This window comes from Paenalcaligenes sp. DL 463 (assembly GCF_057475185.1).
Map to the genome: position 1 here is coordinate 1,185,110 of NZ_JBYBKX010000001.1, position 18,500 is coordinate 1,203,609.

Annotated in this window: 16 protein-coding genes; 6 read left to right on the forward strand and 10 right to left on the reverse strand. The window is 50.2% G+C overall.

What is annotated here, in order from left to right; genetic code table 11:
• Both rimI and AC2UZI_RS05500 read left to right on the forward strand, forming a co-directional pair.
• The gene (gene rimI / locus AC2UZI_RS05495) at window positions 1-489 is read left to right on the forward strand and encodes a ribosomal protein S18-alanine N-acetyltransferase (protein WP_486942804.1); all 489 of its coding nucleotides are present in this window, start codon (window positions 1-3) and stop codon (window positions 487-489) included.
• Window positions 486-1,415, forward strand: a complete 930-nt coding sequence (locus tag AC2UZI_RS05500) for a uracil-DNA glycosylase (RefSeq protein ID WP_486942805.1) — start codon at window positions 486-488, stop codon at window positions 1,413-1,415. The genes rimI and AC2UZI_RS05500 overlap by 4 nt, the downstream gene beginning before the upstream one ends.
• Here AC2UZI_RS05500 and lplT read toward each other — a convergent pair.
• Entirely contained in the window at window positions 1,412-2,722 is a 1,311-nt protein-coding gene (gene lplT, locus AC2UZI_RS05505; protein WP_486942806.1) for a lysophospholipid transporter LplT, read from the reverse strand. The two genes, AC2UZI_RS05500 and lplT, sit on opposite strands and share 4 nt — an antisense overlap.
• 274 nt (window positions 2,723-2,996) lie before the next feature.
• Between lplT and smc the strand changes: the two genes are divergently transcribed.
• Genes smc through ligA form a run of 3 tightly spaced genes read left to right on the forward strand, consistent with a single transcriptional unit; the run spans window position 2,997 to window position 9,658 of the window.
• Window positions 2,997-6,515, forward strand: a complete 3,519-nt coding sequence (gene smc / locus AC2UZI_RS05510) for a chromosome segregation protein SMC (RefSeq protein WP_486942807.1) — start codon at window positions 2,997-2,999, stop codon at window positions 6,513-6,515.
• Window positions 6,516-6,554: 39 nt separating this feature from the next.
• Window positions 6,555-7,577: a cell division protein ZipA C-terminal FtsZ-binding domain-containing protein gene (locus AC2UZI_RS05515; RefSeq protein WP_486942808.1), complete on the forward strand. Its 1,023-nt coding sequence runs from the start codon at window positions 6,555-6,557 to the stop codon at window positions 7,575-7,577.
• Entirely contained in the window at window positions 7,574-9,658 is a 2,085-nt protein-coding gene (gene ligA / locus AC2UZI_RS05520) for an NAD-dependent DNA ligase LigA (RefSeq protein WP_486942809.1), read from the forward strand. Before AC2UZI_RS05515 ends, ligA begins: the two co-directional genes overlap by 4 nt.
• Window positions 9,659-9,770: 112 nt before the next feature.
• On the opposite strand, the gene AC2UZI_RS05525 is transcribed toward ligA, so the two are convergent.
• The 9 genes from AC2UZI_RS05525 to fdxA all read right to left on the reverse strand — a co-directional run bounded on the left by AC2UZI_RS05525 (window position 9,771) and on the right by fdxA (window position 15,834).
• Window positions 9,771-10,547, reverse strand: a complete 777-nt coding sequence (locus AC2UZI_RS05525; RefSeq protein ID WP_486942810.1) for a peptidylprolyl isomerase — start codon at window positions 10,545-10,547, stop codon at window positions 9,771-9,773.
• 12 nt (window positions 10,548-10,559) lie between these two features.
• Window positions 10,560-10,835, reverse strand: coding sequence for a BolA family protein (locus AC2UZI_RS05530; RefSeq protein ID WP_486942811.1), 276 nt, complete (start codon window positions 10,833-10,835; stop codon window positions 10,560-10,562).
• 6 nt (window positions 10,836-10,841) lie between these two features.
• Window positions 10,842-11,405, reverse strand: coding sequence for a septation protein A (locus AC2UZI_RS05535; protein ID WP_486942812.1), 564 nt, complete (start codon window positions 11,403-11,405; stop codon window positions 10,842-10,844).
• A gap of 2 nt (window positions 11,406-11,407) precedes the next feature.
• A complete protein-coding gene (msrB, locus tag AC2UZI_RS05540; RefSeq protein ID WP_486942813.1) occupies window positions 11,408-11,809 on the reverse strand; it encodes a peptide-methionine (R)-S-oxide reductase MsrB in 402 nt (133 codons plus the stop codon).
• Window positions 11,810-11,917: 108 nt separating this feature from the next.
• Complete coding sequence (locus tag AC2UZI_RS05545) at window positions 11,918-12,589, reverse strand: P-loop NTPase family protein (RefSeq protein WP_486942814.1); 672 nt, start codon at window positions 12,587-12,589, stop codon at window positions 11,918-11,920.
• Window positions 12,590-12,738: 149 nt separating this feature from the next.
• A complete protein-coding gene (gene nth / locus AC2UZI_RS05550; RefSeq protein ID WP_486942815.1) occupies window positions 12,739-13,380 on the reverse strand; it encodes an endonuclease III in 642 nt (213 codons plus the stop codon).
• Window positions 13,377-14,018: an electron transport complex subunit RsxB gene (locus tag AC2UZI_RS05555; RefSeq protein ID WP_486942816.1), complete on the reverse strand. Its 642-nt coding sequence runs from the start codon at window positions 14,016-14,018 to the stop codon at window positions 13,377-13,379. The genes nth and AC2UZI_RS05555 overlap by 4 nt, the downstream gene beginning before the upstream one ends.
• Before the next feature lie 64 nt (window positions 14,019-14,082).
• Window positions 14,083-15,315, reverse strand: coding sequence for a polyhydroxyalkanoate depolymerase (locus AC2UZI_RS05560; protein WP_486942817.1), 1,233 nt, complete (start codon window positions 15,313-15,315; stop codon window positions 14,083-14,085).
• Window positions 15,316-15,510: 195 nt separating this feature from the next.
• Entirely contained in the window at window positions 15,511-15,834 is a 324-nt protein-coding gene (gene fdxA, locus AC2UZI_RS05565) for a ferredoxin FdxA (RefSeq protein WP_486942818.1), read from the reverse strand.
• 374 nt (window positions 15,835-16,208) lie between these two features.
• Between fdxA and AC2UZI_RS05570 the strand changes: the two genes are divergently transcribed.
• Window positions 16,209-18,470 (forward strand): RelA/SpoT family protein, encoded by a 2,262-nt coding sequence (locus AC2UZI_RS05570; RefSeq protein WP_486942819.1) that lies wholly within the window; start codon window positions 16,209-16,211, stop codon window positions 18,468-18,470.
• The last annotated feature ends 30 nt before the right edge of the window (window positions 18,471-18,500 follow it).

Sequence of the window (18,500 nt, forward strand, 5' to 3'; positions counted from 1 at the left end):
ATGCCATCAAGCATCCAGAACGTAGCCGAGCTTGCTATTCGGGACATGAAGGCCGCGGATATTTCGGCGGTGGCCGAGATCGAGGCGGCGGTGCAGCCTTATCAAGCTTGGACAGTTCAAAGTTTTAAAGATGCGTATATGTCGTGCTACACCATGACGGTTGCCGAGTTAAAAGCAAAAATTGTGGGGTATGCCGTGGTGTTGATGGCGCCCGATGTGGGCGAGTTATTATTAATCGGCGTCAGCCCCGATCTCCAAAATATGGGGGTGGGTCAGCGCCTGATGCTTGATGTTGAACAACGCATACGCGCCAAATCATTAACGGCGGTTATGTTAGAGGTGCGTCAATCGAATGCACAAGCGCAACGATTCTACGAGAAACAAGGTTTTGTTTCGGTGGGGCGGCGGAAAAACTATTATCAAAGTGCGCAAGGCGAGCGTGAGGATGCGTTGCTATTACGTAAAACACTTCTACAGGATGACATGTGACGGGTTCAGTTGATCGTGAATTAAGGCTAGAGGCCATTCAATATGCGTGGTTGCAAGAACTGGGCATTGATCGCGCGTATTTATCTCGTCTTAATGTTGAACCGACTATGGTGGCTCATCCCACTCATTCTGAGGCGGTTCAGCCCACCGTAAGCAGCGAGGCGGTGGAGTCGGTTGCCGTAGTATCAACTTCTGTTGAGCAAAATCAAGAGCAAACGCCAGCACCACAACCGCGGTCTTTGCAAGAGTCCATTAATGCCTTGCGACGCGCGGCGAATATCCGTCCAACGCAAACGTCGTCCACGTCTACCCCCGATGAAACCGTAGCAACAACAGCGGCTCAGCGCCTCATTCCTGATGACTTAGCGGCTTTAGAACAGTCTGCAGCAGCGTGTGTTTCGTGCGCTTTGCATCAGAACCGCTCAAGGGTGGTGTTTGGTAAAGGAAGAACGCAGACGGTGCAATGGTTTGTGTTGGCCGATGCTCCCAGTGATGCGGATGACAAATCTGGAATAGCGATCGATGGTCATACGGGGGCGTTATTGGACGAAATGTTAGGTAGTGTGGGGTTGAACACGACTGAACATTGTTATGTCACTCATATGGTGAAGTGTCGCAGCCTTGAACCCCAAGGGCCTGATAGTACGGAGATTCAAGCGTGTAGCGCGTACTTACTGAAGCAAATTGAATTACTGCAACCGCAGTACATACTAGCTTTAGGGCAGCAGGTAGCGAATCAGTTATTGGGTGTTAACGACGATATTGAACAGCTGCGTTCTAAAATACACCATTGGCAATCGCCGCAAGGCAGAAGCTTACCTGTGGTGGTCACGTATCACCCTGCTTCGTTATTGTTACGCCCCCAGCATAAAGCCAATGCCTGGCGCGATTTAGCGTTGGTGAAAGGGCTTAGCCAAAACGCTTAAGTTCGCTTTAGTGCTCTGCCTCGTCCTCGATGCCCAATTTGCTTACTCAGGTCGGGGTTACGACGGTGGTTGTGTCGATTCCAGCGCATGATGACCAGCATTAATGAGGCGACCAGTAAGCCAAAAAATACAATAATGAGGTTAATGGGTAGGTCTAACCACAGCAGTAGACTGTAGAAACTCAACATTAATAAGATATTTAATTGCTCATTAAAGTTTTGTACGGCGATAGAGTGTCCGGCGGATAGCAGCACATGGCCTCGGTGCTGAAGTAGGGCGTTCATGGGGACCACAAAAAAGCCGGATAAGGCGCCAATCGCCAGCAGCAGTGCATACACGGCCCATGTCGAGTAGGCAAAGGGCATTAACAGGACTACTAAACCCATGGCTACCCCTACGGGCAAAACATGTAGGGCTTTTTGAAGTGGAACGCGGCCAGCAACGATGGCACCGATTACCGTACCCAAAGCAGCCACCCCCATCAAAATCGAGGCCTGATCAAGACGATAGCCCAGTTGATGTTTACTCCATTCGATGACGATAAACTGCAGTGTGGCGCCGGCACCCCAAAAAAGGGTAGTGACCGCTAAGGAAATTTGTCCGAGTTTGTCGCGCCACAAAATGCTCACGTAGAAGCGAAAATCGCGAAGTAATGCGAGCGGCTGTGTTTTTTGTTTGGGGTAGACCACATTGGTGCGCGGTATGACTAAATTGCAAAGCGCCGCTGCAACGTAAACCAAACTAATTAACAGGATGGCAACTTCGACGCGGCTTTGGGCCACAGCGCTAATCCATTTAACGCTTTGTAGTTGTTCGGAAATGCTGGGGCTTACGAGTACGCCGCCAACAACGGTGCCGACAATAATGGATAAGACCGTTAAGCCTTCTATCCAACTGTTTCCTCTCACTAAGTCTTCGGGTGGCAGCATCTCGGTCACAATGCCGTATTTGGCAGGCGAGTAGGCTGCAGCGCCAATACCCACGAGGGTGTAGGACACAAAGACCAATAGCAGTTGCTGGTGTTCAGTTGGCGCAATGTATTGATGACCAAACATGATGGCGCAACCCATTAGTTTGATTGCGTTGGTGGCAAACATGACTTTACCTTTAGGGTAAGAGTCAGAAAAGGCGCCGACAAATGCGGCCAGCACCACATAAGCCAATGCAAACCACCATTTCATCATGGGCGCCATCCAGTCTGGACCTTGTAGGTCAGCAATAAGAGCAATGGCCGCAATGAGTAAAGCGTTGTCGGCGATAGACGACAGCGCTTGGGCAGCCATAACCAGATAGAAGCCTTTTTTCAAAACAATTTCTCTACGTCTACCTACATTTGTAAGGCAAAGTGTTAAGTGGAAACTAAGTGTTCGATTGAAACGATATTGAGTATAGCGGCTAGAAAGACGCAACGAGGGAAATCATAACGTAGATGCGCTATTTTGATTGCTTTGTTTTTACTAGAGCGAGTAGCGGTGCGTTATCATACGAGCCTACTAGAGGCTCGTTTGAACTTTGGTTGTTTCACACTTATTTTGTGCGCCACTGCTTTGCTAAACCATTAACTATACGCCAACCTCGATCGTGCGCTTAACACAAATAAAACTTGCTGGATTTAAATCCTTTGTGGATCCCACTGTGATACCAACGCCAAGTCAGTTGGTCGGAGTGGTGGGTCCCAACGGTTGCGGTAAATCCAACATTATTGATGCCGTGCGGTGGGTGTTGGGTGAAAGCCGTGCATCCGAGCTTCGTGGCGAGTCAATGCAGGATGTGATTTTTAACGGAAGTGGAAATCGTAAGCCCTCGGCTCGTGCATCGGTAGAGCTGGTGTTCGATAATTCAGAAGGTCGCGCCAGTGGGCAGTGGGGAGCCTTTAACGAAATTTCGGTGGGGCGGGTGCTAAGCCGCGATGGCACGAGCACATACCTCATAAACAACCAGCAAGTTCGTCGTCGCGATATACACGATATTTTTCTGGGTACAGGCTTGGGTTCACGCGGTTATGCCATTATCGGACAAGGCATGATCAATCGCTTGATTGAAGCCAAACCTGAAGAGCTACGTGTTTATTTAGAAGAAGCCGCTGGGGTGTCGCGCTATAAAGAGCGGCGTCGAGAAACCGAAAGTCGTCTTGCTGATACCCGAGAAAACCTGCTTCGTTTGGATGACATTTTACGCGAGCTAGAGACCCAACTCGAGCGTTTGACACAGCAGGCCGAAGTGGCTGCTCACTATAAAGGGCTACAGCAAGAGGGCGAGTTAAAACAACATTTATTGTGGTGGCTACGTGAAAGTAACGCCAAAGAAGATCAACAAAAAAAGAGCCTAGCCATACAACAGGCGCAAACGCAGGTGGAAGCGGCTGTGGGTGGGGTGCGCGGGCTAGAGGCACGCATTGAACGCTTACGCCAAGCGCATTTTGATGCCAGTGATGCGGTTCATCAAGCGCAGTCGGAATTGCTTGAGGCGGGGGCTAAAGTCAGTAGCCTTGAGGCCGAAATTAAACATGCTTTGGATGCGCGTGCACGGATGCAGAGCCGCCAGCAGCAGCTTGCCGCACAACAAAACGAATGGGCAGAGCAAGAGCAGTATTGTGAAGACGAACTTTCTGCGTTAACTGTGCAGCTTGAAGACGCTGCTGCGGCCATTGTGGAAGCCGAGGCTCGCTCAGAGCAGGTTCAAGACAGTTTGCCAGAGCTTGAAGAGCAGGTCAGACGTTTAGGCCTGCAGCGCGATGAGGTACGACAGCAGGTCGCTAAATTAGAACAAGCCTTAGCGCTGCGTGCTCAAGCCATTGCTGATTTGCACAGACAGCGAGAACAATTGGCGTCAAGACAACAGCGATTAGAGCAAGAAAAGGCCGAGCTCAAGGTGGTGGACAACTCGGATATTGAACGCTTGGAAGGGGAGCAGCAACAATTGCAACAACAGCTAGGGGGCGCACAACAGCAATTACAGCGCCTTGAATCCGAGCTTCCCGAGCTTGAGAGCCAACGTGCCGAAGCGCAAGCGAACGTGCAGCAGCGCCTAGCTGCACACGCAAAACTTGAGGCGCGCTTAGCTGCCTTAGAGCAGTTGCAAGCCGATGTCCAACGTCACGATAAGCTCGAGCCATGGTTAGCTAAGCATCAGTATTCCGATGTGCGTAAGCTATGGCAGCAAATCCAAATCTCTCCCGGATGGGAAACTGCCGTTGAGGCCGCGTTACGTGATTACCTCGGTGGTATACCCGTAGCCCAATTGGACTCGTTGTCGGCCGTTCTTCAAGATCCACCGCCTACACGCCTTTATTTTATTGAGCCGCCTGAGATGCTTCAGACGACGGTGACGCTTGAGCATAGCCTAGCGCGTAAACTCAGCCTATCCAATCCGGGGCTGCAGCAGTTGGTCACGCAGTGGTTGGCGAATATTTTGATCTGCGATAGCGTTGAGATGGCGTTGAGACAGCGCGAGCAGCTTGAAGCGGGACAGCGTTTTGTTACGCCTCAGGGGCATCTGGTCGATCAATGGTCGGTACAGTTTTATGCGCCCGATGATGCCCAAGCGGGTGTACTCGCCCGTCAGCAAGACATTCTGAATACCCAAAAAGAGATTAAAGCCAGCCAGTTGTCCGTGCACGAAGTAGAGGGCAAGGCTCAACGCTGCCATCAACAATGGTCGCAATTGTCGCAAGCGCTACCGTCCGCTCGTCAACGGGTGGCAGAGCTCACGAGTCGTTTACATACCGTACAGATGGATTGCGCCTCGTTGCAGCAACAGTCGTATCAGGCACAAGAGCGTGCCCATCGTGTTCAAGCTGAATTAGACGACATGGCCGACACATACGAAGAGCTAGCCGCCAAACAAGACGAGGCCGAGCACGATCAAAGCGAGTTGTCCGAGCAGCTATTTGAGGCTCAAGACAAGCAAGAGCAGGCCGAGCGAGTCAGTGAGGCAACGAACGCTTCCGTGGCAGAGGCTCGTCATCAAGCACGAGATCGCGAGCGCGATCTTCAGCAGGTTCAGCACGCCGAGCGTTTGCTTCAAGCTCGCCATGAAGAGTTGGCAAGAACGAGACGATTGGCGCAAGAGCAATTACAACGTGCACAAGCCGAGCTTAGTAGTTTACAGGGCGAGCTCAGCGAGATGGATGCTTCGCCCACTCAGGAAGGGTTGCAGCAAGCGCTGGAAGCGCGGGCGGAACAGGAAGAGCGACTCAGCGCCGCTCGACGTGGGATGGATTTTGCTGCTACCGAGTTGCGAGAAGCTGAAACTGAAAAGAGCCAGATTGAACAAGGCGTCGATCCTTTACGCGCACAAGTGACTGAGCTGCAGTTGCAGGAACAAGCCGCACGCTTGGCGGTCGAGCAATACAGCCAGTTACTTGACGAACGAAAGGTTGATCGAGCCGCTTTGGCTACGACGATTTCAGAGAAGCCGGAGCAATGGCAAAAGCTGGGTTGGTTACAGTCAGAGGCTCAGCGAATTTCTCGTCAAATCGATAATCTGGGGGCGGTTAACTTAGCGGCTCTCGAAGAACTCAAGGCGGCGCAAGAACGTAAACAATATTTAGACGAACAACATGCTGATTTAAGTTTGGCGATTGAGACGCTAGAAGATGCCATACGTAAAATTGATAAAGAGACCCGAGAGTTATTGATGGGTACTTTCAACGCGGTTAACGCGCATTTTGGTGAGTTGTTTCCCCAGCTTTTTGGCGGTGGCGAGGCCAAGCTGAGTTTAAGCGGGGAAGACGTACTGGATTCAGGGGTGCTTATTATGGCGCAGCCTCCGGGTAAGCGTAATAGCACTATCCATTTGCTGTCTGGCGGTGAGAAGGCCTTAACGGCAACAGCGCTGGTTTTTGCCCTGTTTAAGTTGAATCCCGCTCCTTTTTGTCTATTGGATGAGGTGGATGCGCCCCTTGATGACGCCAATACCGAGCGTTACGCTAAATTGGTAACGAGCATGAGCGAGCAGACACAGTTTTTATTCATTTCTCACAATAAAATAGCAATGCATATGGCGAAACAATTGGTTGGGGTTACCATGCAAGAGCAGGGGGTTTCGCGTATTGTGGCTGTGGATGTCGAGTCAGCCTTACAAATGGCCGAAGCCTAACAGCGCCGCAAACACGGTTTTATTTATACAGGTCGCACTATGAGTGATTTACAAATAGGTTTGATTTCGTTGGGGGTCATCATTATTGCCCTTGTATTGCTGTTTAACTGGTGGCAAGACCGACGAGTTCGACAGCAAATGCAAGCGCAGTTCCCCGAAGATGAGCATGATCCGCTCATGAGCCACGTTGCAAGTTCAGCGGTACGCAAAGAGCCCACCGTACACATTGCGGATTCGTTAAGCGATAGCGCCACTGACTCATTCGATGAGGTTGATGCTGCCTGTGAAGCCGTAATTGATATTGCCTTTGCATCACCAGTTATGGGGCGCGAATTGGCTCAGGTTCTGCATGATCATTTACGTGCCGATGCAAAGCCCCTGCGTTTCTTTGCGATCGCCGAAGATGGAACTCCTCGATCGCAGTTGGCGGGTGACGAGTTGTATAGCTCGATGCAACTGGCCGTGCTTTTGGCCAATCGAGCCGGTCCATTAACCGATATCGAATGGTCGCGATTATGGTCGGCAGCACAAAGCGTAGCGCAACATTTCGATGCGGCGGTCGAAGGCCCAGAACAAGACGATGTGGTGCGCCGAGCGCATCAGCTGGATGCGTTGTGTGCCGAGTTGGATGCCCAAGTGGGGCTTAGTTTGCGTCTTCCCGGGCCGGTTGCTTTCCAGCAAGTCATGGCTGTGATTCGCGAAATGGGGTTTTTAGACTATGGCCGCCAAGTGGCCTGGCTGGCTGATTCGGGCATACCCCGTTTTAGCGTATTATTCGATGGTTTATTAGCGGATGAGGTGAAGTCGGCCAGTATCGAGCGAGTCGATTTGCTGCTTGATTTGCCCAATAGCCCTACCGACGAGCAAGCCTTTAGTCGCATGGCTTGTGTGGGTCGCGACTTAGCGTTGCGATTGGGGGGTGAGTTATTGGATGACCAAGGGCGTCCGCTTCCCGAAAGTGCCGATCAAAGTATAGATGAGCAGCTTTTTGCGATGTATCAGCAATTAGAAAGAGCGGGCTTCACCGCCGGTGAACCGCGTACGGCAAGGGTATTTGCGTGACCAGATTACGTTTAGATGATTTAAAGCAGGAAATTAGGCTACACAACCATCGTTATTATGTATTAGATGCTCCCACGATTAGCGATGCTGAGTACGACGCGTTACTGCGCGAATTGCAAGAAATAGAAGCCCAACATCCAGATTGGGTCACGGCTGACTCGCCAACCCAACGGGTTGGTGCTGCACCCATGGCAGGTTTTAACACTGTTGCCCATTCAGTACCTATGTTGTCATTGGGAAATGCGTTCGAAGACGACGAGCTGATCGCGTTTGATAAGCGCGTCGGAGACACGTTAAAGGCAGCGGGCTTGATTGGGATGGCAGACACGGTAGAGTACAACGCCGAATATAAGTTTGACGGTTTAGCCGTTAGTTTACGTTATGAACATGGCGTCTTGGTCAGAGCGGCAACACGTGGAGACGGCGCAACCGGTGAAGATATTACGTCCAATATCCGTACGATCCCCTCGGTTCCGCTTGGTCTGTTAGGTAAGCCTACGACTTGGCCCGCCGTGCTCGAAGTTCGCGGTGAAGTGCTGATGAACCACAATGACTTTGAAGAGCTGAATCGTCAGCAGCAGCGTCGACGTGAGAAAGTGTTTGTTAACCCTCGTAATGCGGCAGCAGGCAGCTTGCGACAGCTTGATCCTCGTATCACGGCCCAACGACGCTTACGGTTTTATGCCTACGGTTGGGGTGAGATCAGTGTGACCGAACCCAGTCCACAGCAAGATTTATTAGCGCAGTTGAATCACGAGCCCATCGAGCCTTATGCCACACAAGCCGAGATGTTGATGTGGTTACAACGATTGGGCTTTCCCGTTCATCGAGCGCACGCTGTAGTCAAAGGCGTAGACGGGTTATTGGGTTTTTATCGACGCACAGAAGAAGCACGTACCGATTTACCTTTCGATATTGATGGTGTGGTCTATAAGGTAAATTATCTGCATCAGCAACGTGTTCTGGGCTTTGTGGCACGGGCTCCGCGGTTTGCGATTGCGCATAAGTATCCTGCTCAAGAGGCAAACACTGAGCTGCTGGGCATTGATGTGCAAGTCGGGCGTACGGGTGCCATTACGCCAGTCGCACGCTTAAAGCCAGTGTTTGTGGGTGGGGTGACCGTCACCAATGCCACCTTACATAACGAGGATGAAATCCGCCGTAAAGATGTACGCATTGGCGATACCGTCATTATTCGGCGAGCGGGTGATGTTATCCCTGAAGTGGTGCGTCCGGTGCTCGAGTTACGCCCAGAAAATACGCAGGTTTTCGTGATGCCGACGACGTGTCCTGTCTGTGACTCGGCGATTGAGAAGCCTGAAGATGAAGTCATCGCCCGATGCACGGGTGGACTGGTGTGTGCGGCTCAGCGTAAACAAAGCTTATCGCATGCGGTATCACGTAAAGCCTTAGATATTGATGGAGTAGGCGAGAAGCTCATCGAGCAATTGGTGGACACCGGTAGGGTTAAAACGTTGGCGGATCTCTATACCCTGAGTGTAGAAGAGCTATTGTCCTTACCACGCATGGGACGTAAGTCTGCTGAAAATGTCATTAATGCGCTCAATAAAGCGCGACATCCCAGTTTGGCGCGTTTGCTGTATGCCTTAGGTATTCGACATGTGGGGGAAACCACAGCTCGGGATGTAGCCAAGCACTACGCCACGCTTGAAAATGTCATGGAGGCGGATGAAGAGGGCTTGCTAGCGGTGCCCGAAGTAGGGCCAGTTGTTGCGGCCTCTATTGCTCACTTCTTTGCCGAGCCTCATAACCGCGCAGCGATCGTGAAACTCTTGCAATCGGGTGTCAGTATTGACGAGACGGTAGCGGCGGCGTCATCTCGAGACGTTTTAGCCGGTCAGACGTTTGTTATTACGGGTACCTTACCCAACTGGACACGTGATGATGCGACACGCCATATTTTAGAGGCGGGTGGTAAGGTAAGTGGGTCTGTCTCGGGTAAAACAGCCTATGTGGTAGCGGGAGTCGAGGCCGGGTCTAAACTGCGCCGAGCTCAAGAGTTGGGCGTATCGATTCTAGACGAAGCAGGTTTAAAAGCGTTGCTGGGTCAACCGGATTAAGGCTTAGCATCGTCAATTGACGTTCCATATAAAAAAGGCGGGTTCTCGAAATGGGAACCCGCCTTTTTTGGCGATGCGGTCTTAGCCTGAGCCGAGACCTTATCAGGATGCATTACTTAATATCGGCGGCCTTAAATAGGCTTTCTTGATACTGACTCAGTTTAGTTTGACGCATCATGTCTTCAATTTGCGCTTTCACTTCATCAAACTCAGGGAATTGCATCGTACGGGTGTCGTCAACCTGCACAATGTGCCAGCCGAACTCTGACTGAATGGGGGCAGCACTGAGCTCGCCTTTCTTTTGAGCTTCTACAGCCTGTGCAAAGGTGGGTACGTAGTTTTGGCTGCTAGACCAACCTAAGTCGCCACCACGTTGGCCACTGCCTGTGTCGATAGAGTGTGTTTTGGCCGCTTCTTCAAACGAGGTTTTTTTGCCTTTTAAGTCAGCAAGAATTTTCTTGGCGTCCGCTTCCTCTTCGACCAAGATATGACGAACTTTGTATTCTTGTTTACCTGCTTCTTGCTTTTTTAAGGTCTCGTACTCAGCTTTAACTTCGGCCTCTGTGACGGGATTCTTTTTCAGGTAGTCAGACATTAAAGCGCGAACGAGAATGCCTTGGCGCGCAAGCTCAAGCTCTTGTTTGATGTCAGCTTGTTTTTCTAAACCCGCTTTTTCAGCAGCTTGAACCACAACTTGGCGGCCGATGAGTTCTTCTTTGACTTGTTCACGCAGTTGCGGAGAATCGTTAGCACCTTGCTCAACTAACAGGGCAACAAAGTCATTTAATTGCTTTTCAGTGATGGGCTTACCATTGACTGTAGCAACGTTCTGAGCGTGAACAGGAAGGGCAAAAGCGCAAGTTAAAGCCAGTGCAGCAAATCGTTTCATGAGGGTCCTTCGTTAAGCGTTAACGCTAGCCTGTATGGTTAGCGCGTGTATAGGGTGTGGCATAAGGTCTTGAACGCGATCATACACAAGTCTGTGTCGGGCAAGTGTAGAAAGTCCTTCAAAGTGTTGCGAGCTGATAAGCAGCTTAAAGTGAGCAGCGCCGTCTTTAGCGCCAGCGTGGCCCACATGCATATGTGACTCGTCAATAACCTCGATATGCGAGGGCTCGAGGTCGGCCAGACGAGCTTTTAGCGTATCAATACGCTCTAAATTGATGGTTGTAGACATAATAGTTTAAATTTGATCGTCGTTGGCAGCGTTATGGTCTTTTAGGTAGCGTCCTAGCCAGATAGACTGTGCGATCACAAAGATAATTAATAATACAAGCGAGCCAAATACTTTGAAGTTAACCCATTGGCTTTCGCTGAAGTGGCCAGAGAAGGCAATATATAAATTTAAGGCTCCCGACACAATAAAAAATAAGGCCCAGCTATAGTTCATTTTGTCCCACACCTTAGCAGGCAAAACGATTTGTCCACCCATGATTTTTTGCATTAAGTTACGTCTAAGAATGAGATGGCTCCCAATCAAAATCGACGCAAATAACCAATACAACACGGTGGGCTTCCATTTAATAAAGGCTTCGTTCTGGAAAAAAAGTGTAGCACCACCAAAAACAACGATGACACCCAGATTGATCCAGTGGGTGGTTTCAATGGTTTTTTGTCGTAGTTTTAGCCACGCGATTTGCGCAAAAACGGCGACAATAGTCACTGCTGTTGCGGTGTAGATATCAAAATTGCGAAAAGCAATAAAGAAAAGAATTAATGGAAATAAATCGAATAAAAGCTTTTTCATAGTTAAGCGTCAGGGGTGGCTTCAAATGTTAGGGCTGCCGAGTTTATACAATAACGCAAGCCGGTGGGTGGGGGGCCATCAGGAAAAACGTGGCCTAAGTGTGCATCGCAAATATTGCACACGATTTCGGTACGTGTCCTGCCGTGTGAGGTATCTAGCTCTTCTCGAACGTGATCAGGGTTCAGCGCAGAAAAATAGCTGGGCCAACCGCAGCCGGCATCGAATTTGGTATCGGATTCGAAAAGCGGTGTATCACAACATACGCAACGATAGATTCCGGTTTCAGTACTGTTCCAGTATTCGCCAGTGTAAGGCCGCTCGGTACCTTGCTCACGGGTGATGTGAAAGGCTTCAGGGGACAAAATGGCTCGCCACTCTTGTGTGGTTTTGTGAACTTTAGTCAAAATAACACCTATAAACAGACGAGATTGAAAGGCTATCTCTACATAGTAAAGCTTTTAGCCCTTGTTTCGTAGCCTAGAGGTGCAAATACACGATAGACGGCGACATTACTAGCAACTGATCGGGACACGAGCCTCTTGTAGTTGCCCGTCGTGTAAGTGGTAAAAGCGATCGGTGAGGTGTTGAAGGGCATCGCTGGTACTTTCTGCCATGATTAAGGTGTAACCACGGTCTTTTAAGGCTTCAAGTAAATCAAGCGCACTTTTTTGATAGACGGGGGCGATGCCAGCCAATAGGTTGTCGATTAAGAGCAGATCGGCACCGCCTCGTAATGCACGAGCTACCGACAGAATATGTTGCTCACCGGGCGGTAAGCGTATGGCAGGCACATCCTTATTGGACTTCAGCATGGGAAGAAGGTTGTAGATTTCGCCCAAGGGTAGACCACCGCCCATGCCCATATTCGTTAGTGGTAATAAGAGGTTTTCTTCACAGCTAAGGTTACGCACCACGCCTGTGGATTTAGAGCAATAGTTAATGCCTAAGTTGCCCATGGCAAGCACGTCTAAATGTACGGATTCGATGTTATGGACGCGTACGGAACCCTCGCGTTTTGCACTGATACCCATAAGGCCGTGCAGAGCGTCACGACGTGTCTGGTGTTCGTCGGCGATGAGACACACGAGCTCGCCACGGCAAGCGTGCAAATTGATGCCTTGCAAAATATATTGCTGGCCACGCCATACGTGTAAGTTAATCACTTCTAGAGTGGTATCACCCATGCCCCACCTTTGATCGAATAACGGGGCAGCAGTTTTTTATCTAGGTACTGTGGCGCCCGAAGTTTATCGTGTGTTATGGCAAAATTATGCGCATTTGCGCCACTTTAGACTATGCGGGTTTTACATAGTCTGTTGGGGTTTTATTATATTTAGCCCGGTGCAGGTGTCTTCGCTTTGTATTCACACAGGTCTGAAATACCACACTGGGGGCATTTGGGCTTTCGGGCTACACAAATATATCGGCCATGCAAGATAAGCCAGTGATGCGCATCCAATAAAAAAGGCTTGGGGATAAGGCGTTCTAACTGCTTCTCAACCTCTACGACGTTTTTTCCTTTCGCAATACCCGTGCGGTTAGATACGCGAAAGATGTGTGTGTCCACAGCGATAGTAGGTTGTCCAAAGGCAGTGTTGAGCACCACATTAGCGGTTTTTCGTCCTACCCCGGGCAGCGCTTCAAGGCTGGCTCTATCGTCAGGCACTTCTCCTTGGTGTGTCTCCATCAATATTTCGCAAGTACGAATGACGTTCTTAGCTTTGGTGCGAAATAAGCCGATGGTTTTAATGCATTCCATTAAGCCTTCTTCGCCTAAGCGTAAAATACCTTCAGGAGTGCCGTGAGTGGGGAAAAAGCGACGAGTGGCAATGTTTACCGAAACGTCAGTGGCCTGAGCGGACAAAATCACCGCGATTAACAGCTGGAAAGTACTGTCGTACTCAAGCTCTGTGGTGGGTTTGGGGTTAGCCGCTTGAAAGCGACTGAAAATCTCGGTGCGTATGGTGGCGTTCATTTTTTGTTTAAGTCCGGATTGGCGCGTCGTGCGCGGGCACGTGCCAAGGCGTCTGCAATGCTTGCTTTGCGTCGCTCAGGGTCGTCAGCGGTTTGAGTAACCTCGGGCTTATTGGCTAGCACTCGGTTTGCTAAACCGCTGTCTTCATTGTGTTTGCTTTCTAAGCGCTGTTTGCGTCGCTCAAAATTTACACGGGCCTGATCTGCCTGCACTTGAGTCCATGGGGTGGTTTCGACCATCGTGATGCAGTCCACAGGACAGGGGGCTACGCATAAATCGCATCCAGTGCATTGATCGCTAATGACCGTATGCATGAGCTTATTCGCACCCAAAATGGCGTCAACAGGACAGGCTTGTATGCATAGCGTACAGCCAATGCAATGGGCTTCGTCGATCAGCGCAACCGTTTGGGGGCCGAACTCCCCGCACTCGGGGTTTAGCTCGATTACTGGGTGGCCAGTAAGTTCGGCAAGTGCTTGAATGCCTGCAGTTCCGCCTGGTGGGCACCGATTTATTTTTTCGCCTTTTTCAGCAATGGCTTGGGCGTAGGGTTGACAGGCGTCGTAACCGCACCGAGTGCATTGGGTTTGCGGAAGCAATTGGTTAATGCGTTCCGTTAAAGAGGGGACAACGCTCATAAGTCAATAACAGAGGGGCCTCTAGCAGGCCCCAATATTCGTAAAATTAAAAAGGAAGCTGTAGTTATGTGCTCAGCTGCTCAGCTGTTGCAATAAACGCCTTTATTTTAGGATAGATTTGATTTCTCCACTTGCGGCCCGAGAAAATACCATAGTGGCCACTACCCAGTGCGGTGTAGTGTAATTTGCGATTCGCAGGAATTCCGCTACATAAGCGTTGCGCTGCTCGCGTTTGACCAAGGCCAGAAATATCGTCAAGTTCGCCTTCTATCGTGAAAAGGCTGGTGCCCACTATCGATTGGGGTGTCACTCGAGTGCCGTCAATTTCCCATTCGCCTTTGGGTAGGCGGTGCTCTTGGAACACGATTTTGATGGTATCCAAATAGAATTCAGCAGGCATATCCATTACCGCATTGTATTCATCGTAAAAGCGACGGTGGGCTTCGGCATCGCTGTCGTCGCCTTTAATCAGGCGCTGATAAAAGTCTTGATGCGATTGCATATGACGGTCTGGATTCATGGCAATGAACCCAGCATGCTGTAGAAAACCTGGGTAGACTCGGCGTCCCGCGCCGGGGTAACGGATGGGTACGCGGTGTATGAGCGTGTTTTCGAACCAAGAGTAAGGCTTGGTCATGGCCAGTGAGTTGACTTCTGTTGGCGATTCGCGTGGGTCAATGGGGCCACCCATCATCACCATGCTTTTAGGCAGGGCGGCAGGGTTCTTTATTGCGGTAATGGATAACGCGGCGAGCACGGGCACGGTGGGTTGGCATACGGATACGATGTGTATATCTTTGCCCAAGGTGGTTAAAAAATGCTCGATGTAGTGGACGTAGTCGTCCAGATGAAATGCCCCATGATGAAGCGCTACCATCCGGGCATCGATCCAATCGGTAACGTAAACATCATGATCCCTGAGCATGGTCTGCACAGTGTCGCGTAATAACGTAGCGTGATGCCCTGACATCGGCGCAACGATCAGCACTTTTGGCAACGAAGCCACGCTCTCTACCCGTTCAAAATGCAAAAGCTGGCAAAAGGGTAGCTGAATGACTGACTTCTCTGTGGTTTCTATAAGATGGCCTTGAGCACCGACGGGGGCCACATTCCATTCGGGCTTCTCGTAGTCTTTGCCCAGTCGGTATAAAAGCTCGTAACTTGCAGCAAGCTGTTTCGACAATGGCGTGTACGACCACGGACTGTAGGGGTTAGAGAATAAGGCAGAGCCTTGCCCCGATAGTGTGACTAAAGGGGCCAGCATGGAACGCTGGAATTCGTGCAAGTCGTAGAGCATATAGGCCTTATGTATAGTGCAAGGGACCGTAACACATCAAAAAGCTAAGGTGTACAAGCGACTGCAGTGTAAGGCAGTTCATTTGTCGATAGCCTTAGCCTTAACGATAATTATCGATGTGTTGCGTTGCAGCAATAAGAAAGCCAACTGATTTTATGATTATGCTTTGCGGCGTGGCGATAGCAGCGCGACGACTTAGCGCTCTAGGTGTTGGAGTTTTCCTTCTACACCGTTCCAGTCATCGGCGTCTTCCAAGGGTTTTTTAGAGCGATTGATCATACCGAAAACGGGGGTTAGTTCGGCGTTAAGCTCAATAAAGTGCACTTGATCTTGGGGTAAATCTTCTTCAGCAAAAATCGCATTTGCCGGACACTCGGGGATACAGACGGCGCAGTCAATACATTCTTCGGGGTCAATGACTAAAAAATTAGGACCTTCACGAAAACAGTCTACCGGACACACGTCCACACAGTCAGTGAATTTGCATTTAATACAGTTTTCAGTCACGACGTGAGTCATTTTTAGCTCCAGCTTAAAACATAGCAACAATGGCAAACCCATGGTCCATTCGGGGGACTCGACATTTTGCCGCAATAATTAAATGATTTTAACGAATATTCAGACCAAGGCTTGTAATATCCAGCTCAGCAACGATGGATATCATCGTGATGTTCGTTGTTTGGCACAAAAGTACCGTTTTTAGGCCTTACGTGCATTGTGGTAGATCAGCTATTTGGTTTTTGGCATATCGTTAGGGGTCAATTGTAGTCCACGCGCGGCGTAGTCATACGATTAAATAGGTGTCTTCACACGTCAGAGTGCTCGCGGTACCGGTTCAGACAGGCTAGTATATTAAAACTGATTGCTGTCTTTTACGTGACGTGTTTATGACTATGCCTGAGTCTTTTACTCAACCTCATCCTTCATCCTCCACTTCGGTCTTTAGCCCAGAGTGGTACGAGCGCGTTTGCGCCGATCTTGATGAGACAGGCCAGCAATGGATACGTAAGGCCGTTGATACGGTATCAGGGCCTTTGAGCGGGGTAATGGCCCATACTGGTGAACCACTAGATAGACATTGCGCCCATGTGGTCGAAATTCTAAAGGATTTGGGTTCGGATGCTTTTACCCGAGCGAGCGCATTGTTGGCGGTGTTACCCGAGCCTGAATCTGGCGCTGATGACAGCCAGCGCAATATGTTGCAGAAAGAATTTGGTTCGGAAATTGCGAATCTAGTGAAAGGCACGCGAGCCTTGTATCGCTTAGGGGCGATAACGGGACAATCTCATGATCAAGCCGCCCCAGGCAGTGACCAAAAAGAAATGAAGCGGCGCATGCTGCTAGCGATGGCTGTGGATTTGCGCATCGTATTGTTGCGTTTGTCCTCAAGGTTGCAATCACTACGTTGGTTTGCCCAAAGTAAAACGCCTTGTCCACGAGGCTTTGCCCAAGAAACCATGGAGCTTTACACGCCGCTGGCGAATCGATTGGGTATTTGGCAGGTGAAATGGGAGATGGAAGATCTGGCTTTCCGTTTTCTTGAGCCTGATACCTATAAAGATATCGCTAAGCAACTCGAAGAAAAGCGTGCCGAGCGAGAGGCGTTTATTCGTTCTGTTGTGAAGCAACTGACCGAGTCATTGGCAGACGAGGGCATCACAGCCGAGGTGTACGGTAGGCCTAAACATATCTACAGCATCTGGAATAAGATGCGGAATAAAGATCTTAACTTTAATCAGTTATTTGATCTGCGAGCCTTGCGTATTATTGTTGACGACGAACGTAGTTGTTATGGCGCCTTAGCCCTAATACACGCGTTATGGACGCCTGTTCCAGCCGAGTTTGATGATTATATTTCTCGTCCTAAGCCCAATGGCTACCGCTCGCTACATACAGTTGTGGCGGACGAGCAAGGGCGTAGTTTTGAAGTCCAGATTCGAACACAAGAAATGCACGAGTTTGCCGAGTTCGGAATGGCGGCACACTGGCGCTACAAAGAGGCAGGGCGTGCAGGGGGCACGGTGGCTGCCACGGCAGATGAACAAAAAATAGCCTGGATGCGTCAACTTTTGGCCTGGGATAAGTCCACCGGTCCTGGCGTTGATGGACACGGTTCAGCCGCAGAGGGCAGTCAAACGGACCCAGCCCCCGAATCGAGTAAAGGCGGCAACGAGCACATTTACGTTTTAACGCCTCAGGCACGCGTAATTGAGTTACCCGTGGGAGCGACACCGGTTGATTTTGCGTATTACCTGCATACGGATCTTGGCCATCGGTGCCGAGGAGCGAAGGTTGATGGCAAGATGGTGCCGTTATTAACGAAGCTGCAAACGGGTCAAACCGTAGAAATTGTCGCGGCGAAATCCGGCGGACCTTCACGCGATTGGTTAAATACGCAGTTGGGCTTCTTAGCAAGCCCTCGGTCTCGTGCCAAAGTTAGGGCTTGGTTTAACGCGGTAGAGCTACAAGAGCGGATTTCACAAGGCCAGCATATGGTCGAGAAAGAGCTACAACGTTTAGGAAAAACCGCCACCAACCTAGAGCAGTTAGCTCAGCGCTTGGGTTTTGCCCGAGCAGATGACCTGTATGTTTCGGTGGCGAAAGACGAGTTTAGGCTGCGCCACATTGATCATGCTTTTCACCCAACCTCAAGCGCGACGCCCGAGACCGAAGCTAAGGTTTTCTCTGCCGCTCATGCCAGTGTGACGCGTACCGGAAAAAGTGGGGTGCTGGTGGTGGGTGTGGACTCACTTATGACACAATTAGCGCGTTGCTGTCGGCCAGCTCCTCCTGATCCCATCGTAGGGTTTGTGACGAGGGGGCGAGGCGTTTCTATACATCGCGACGACTGTAGCTCGTATGCGGGGCTGGTTTTGAAGCAACCCGAGCGCGCTATTGACGTAGACTGGGGTGATACTGGCGATGCCCTGTATAGTGTCGACTTGCATATTAATGCACAAGAGCGTCCCAACCTGTTGCGCGATATCTCTGAAGTGTTTGCGCGCCTACGACTCAATGTAGTGGGTGTTAATACCTTAAGTCGTCGCTCACTCAGTCAAATGACCATTACTATTGAAGTTACCCATGGTGAGCAAATTCAGCGCGCACTCACAGCGTTACAAGAAATTCCAGGAGTGGACGCCTCGCGTCAATAGCGCCTCGCTAGCTGGTAAAATACTTATTTA

Excerpts from the sequence above, each read along its gene's own strand:
- rimI (WP_486942804.1), top strand. The coding sequence starts at position 1 with ATGCCATCAAGCATCCAGAACGTAGCCGAGCTTGCTATTCGGGACATG.
- AC2UZI_RS05515 (WP_486942808.1), top strand. The coding sequence starts at position 6,555 with ATGAGTGATTTACAAATAGGTTTGATTTCGTTGGGGGTCATCATTATT.
- AC2UZI_RS05525 (WP_486942810.1), bottom strand. The coding sequence starts at position 10,547 with ATGAAACGATTTGCTGCACTGGCTTTAACTTGCGCTTTTGCCCTTCCT.
- AC2UZI_RS05530 (WP_486942811.1), bottom strand. The coding sequence starts at position 10,835 with ATGTCTACAACCATCAATTTAGAGCGTATTGATACGCTAAAAGCTCGT.
- AC2UZI_RS05535 (WP_486942812.1), bottom strand. The coding sequence starts at position 11,405 with ATGAAAAAGCTTTTATTCGATTTATTTCCATTAATTCTTTTCTTTATT.
- AC2UZI_RS05545 (WP_486942814.1), bottom strand. The coding sequence starts at position 12,589 with ATGGGTGATACCACTCTAGAAGTGATTAACTTACACGTATGGCGTGGC.
- nth (WP_486942815.1), bottom strand. The coding sequence starts at position 13,380 with ATGAACGCCACCATACGCACCGAGATTTTCAGTCGCTTTCAAGCGGCT.
- AC2UZI_RS05555 (WP_486942816.1), bottom strand. The coding sequence starts at position 14,018 with ATGAGCGTTGTCCCCTCTTTAACGGAACGCATTAACCAATTGCTTCCG.
- AC2UZI_RS05560 (WP_486942817.1), bottom strand. The coding sequence starts at position 15,315 with ATGCTCTACGACTTGCACGAATTCCAGCGTTCCATGCTGGCCCCTTTA.
- fdxA (WP_486942818.1), bottom strand. The coding sequence starts at position 15,834 with ATGACTCACGTCGTGACTGAAAACTGTATTAAATGCAAATTCACTGAC.
- AC2UZI_RS05570 (WP_486942819.1), top strand. The coding sequence starts at position 16,209 with ATGCCTGAGTCTTTTACTCAACCTCATCCTTCATCCTCCACTTCGGTC.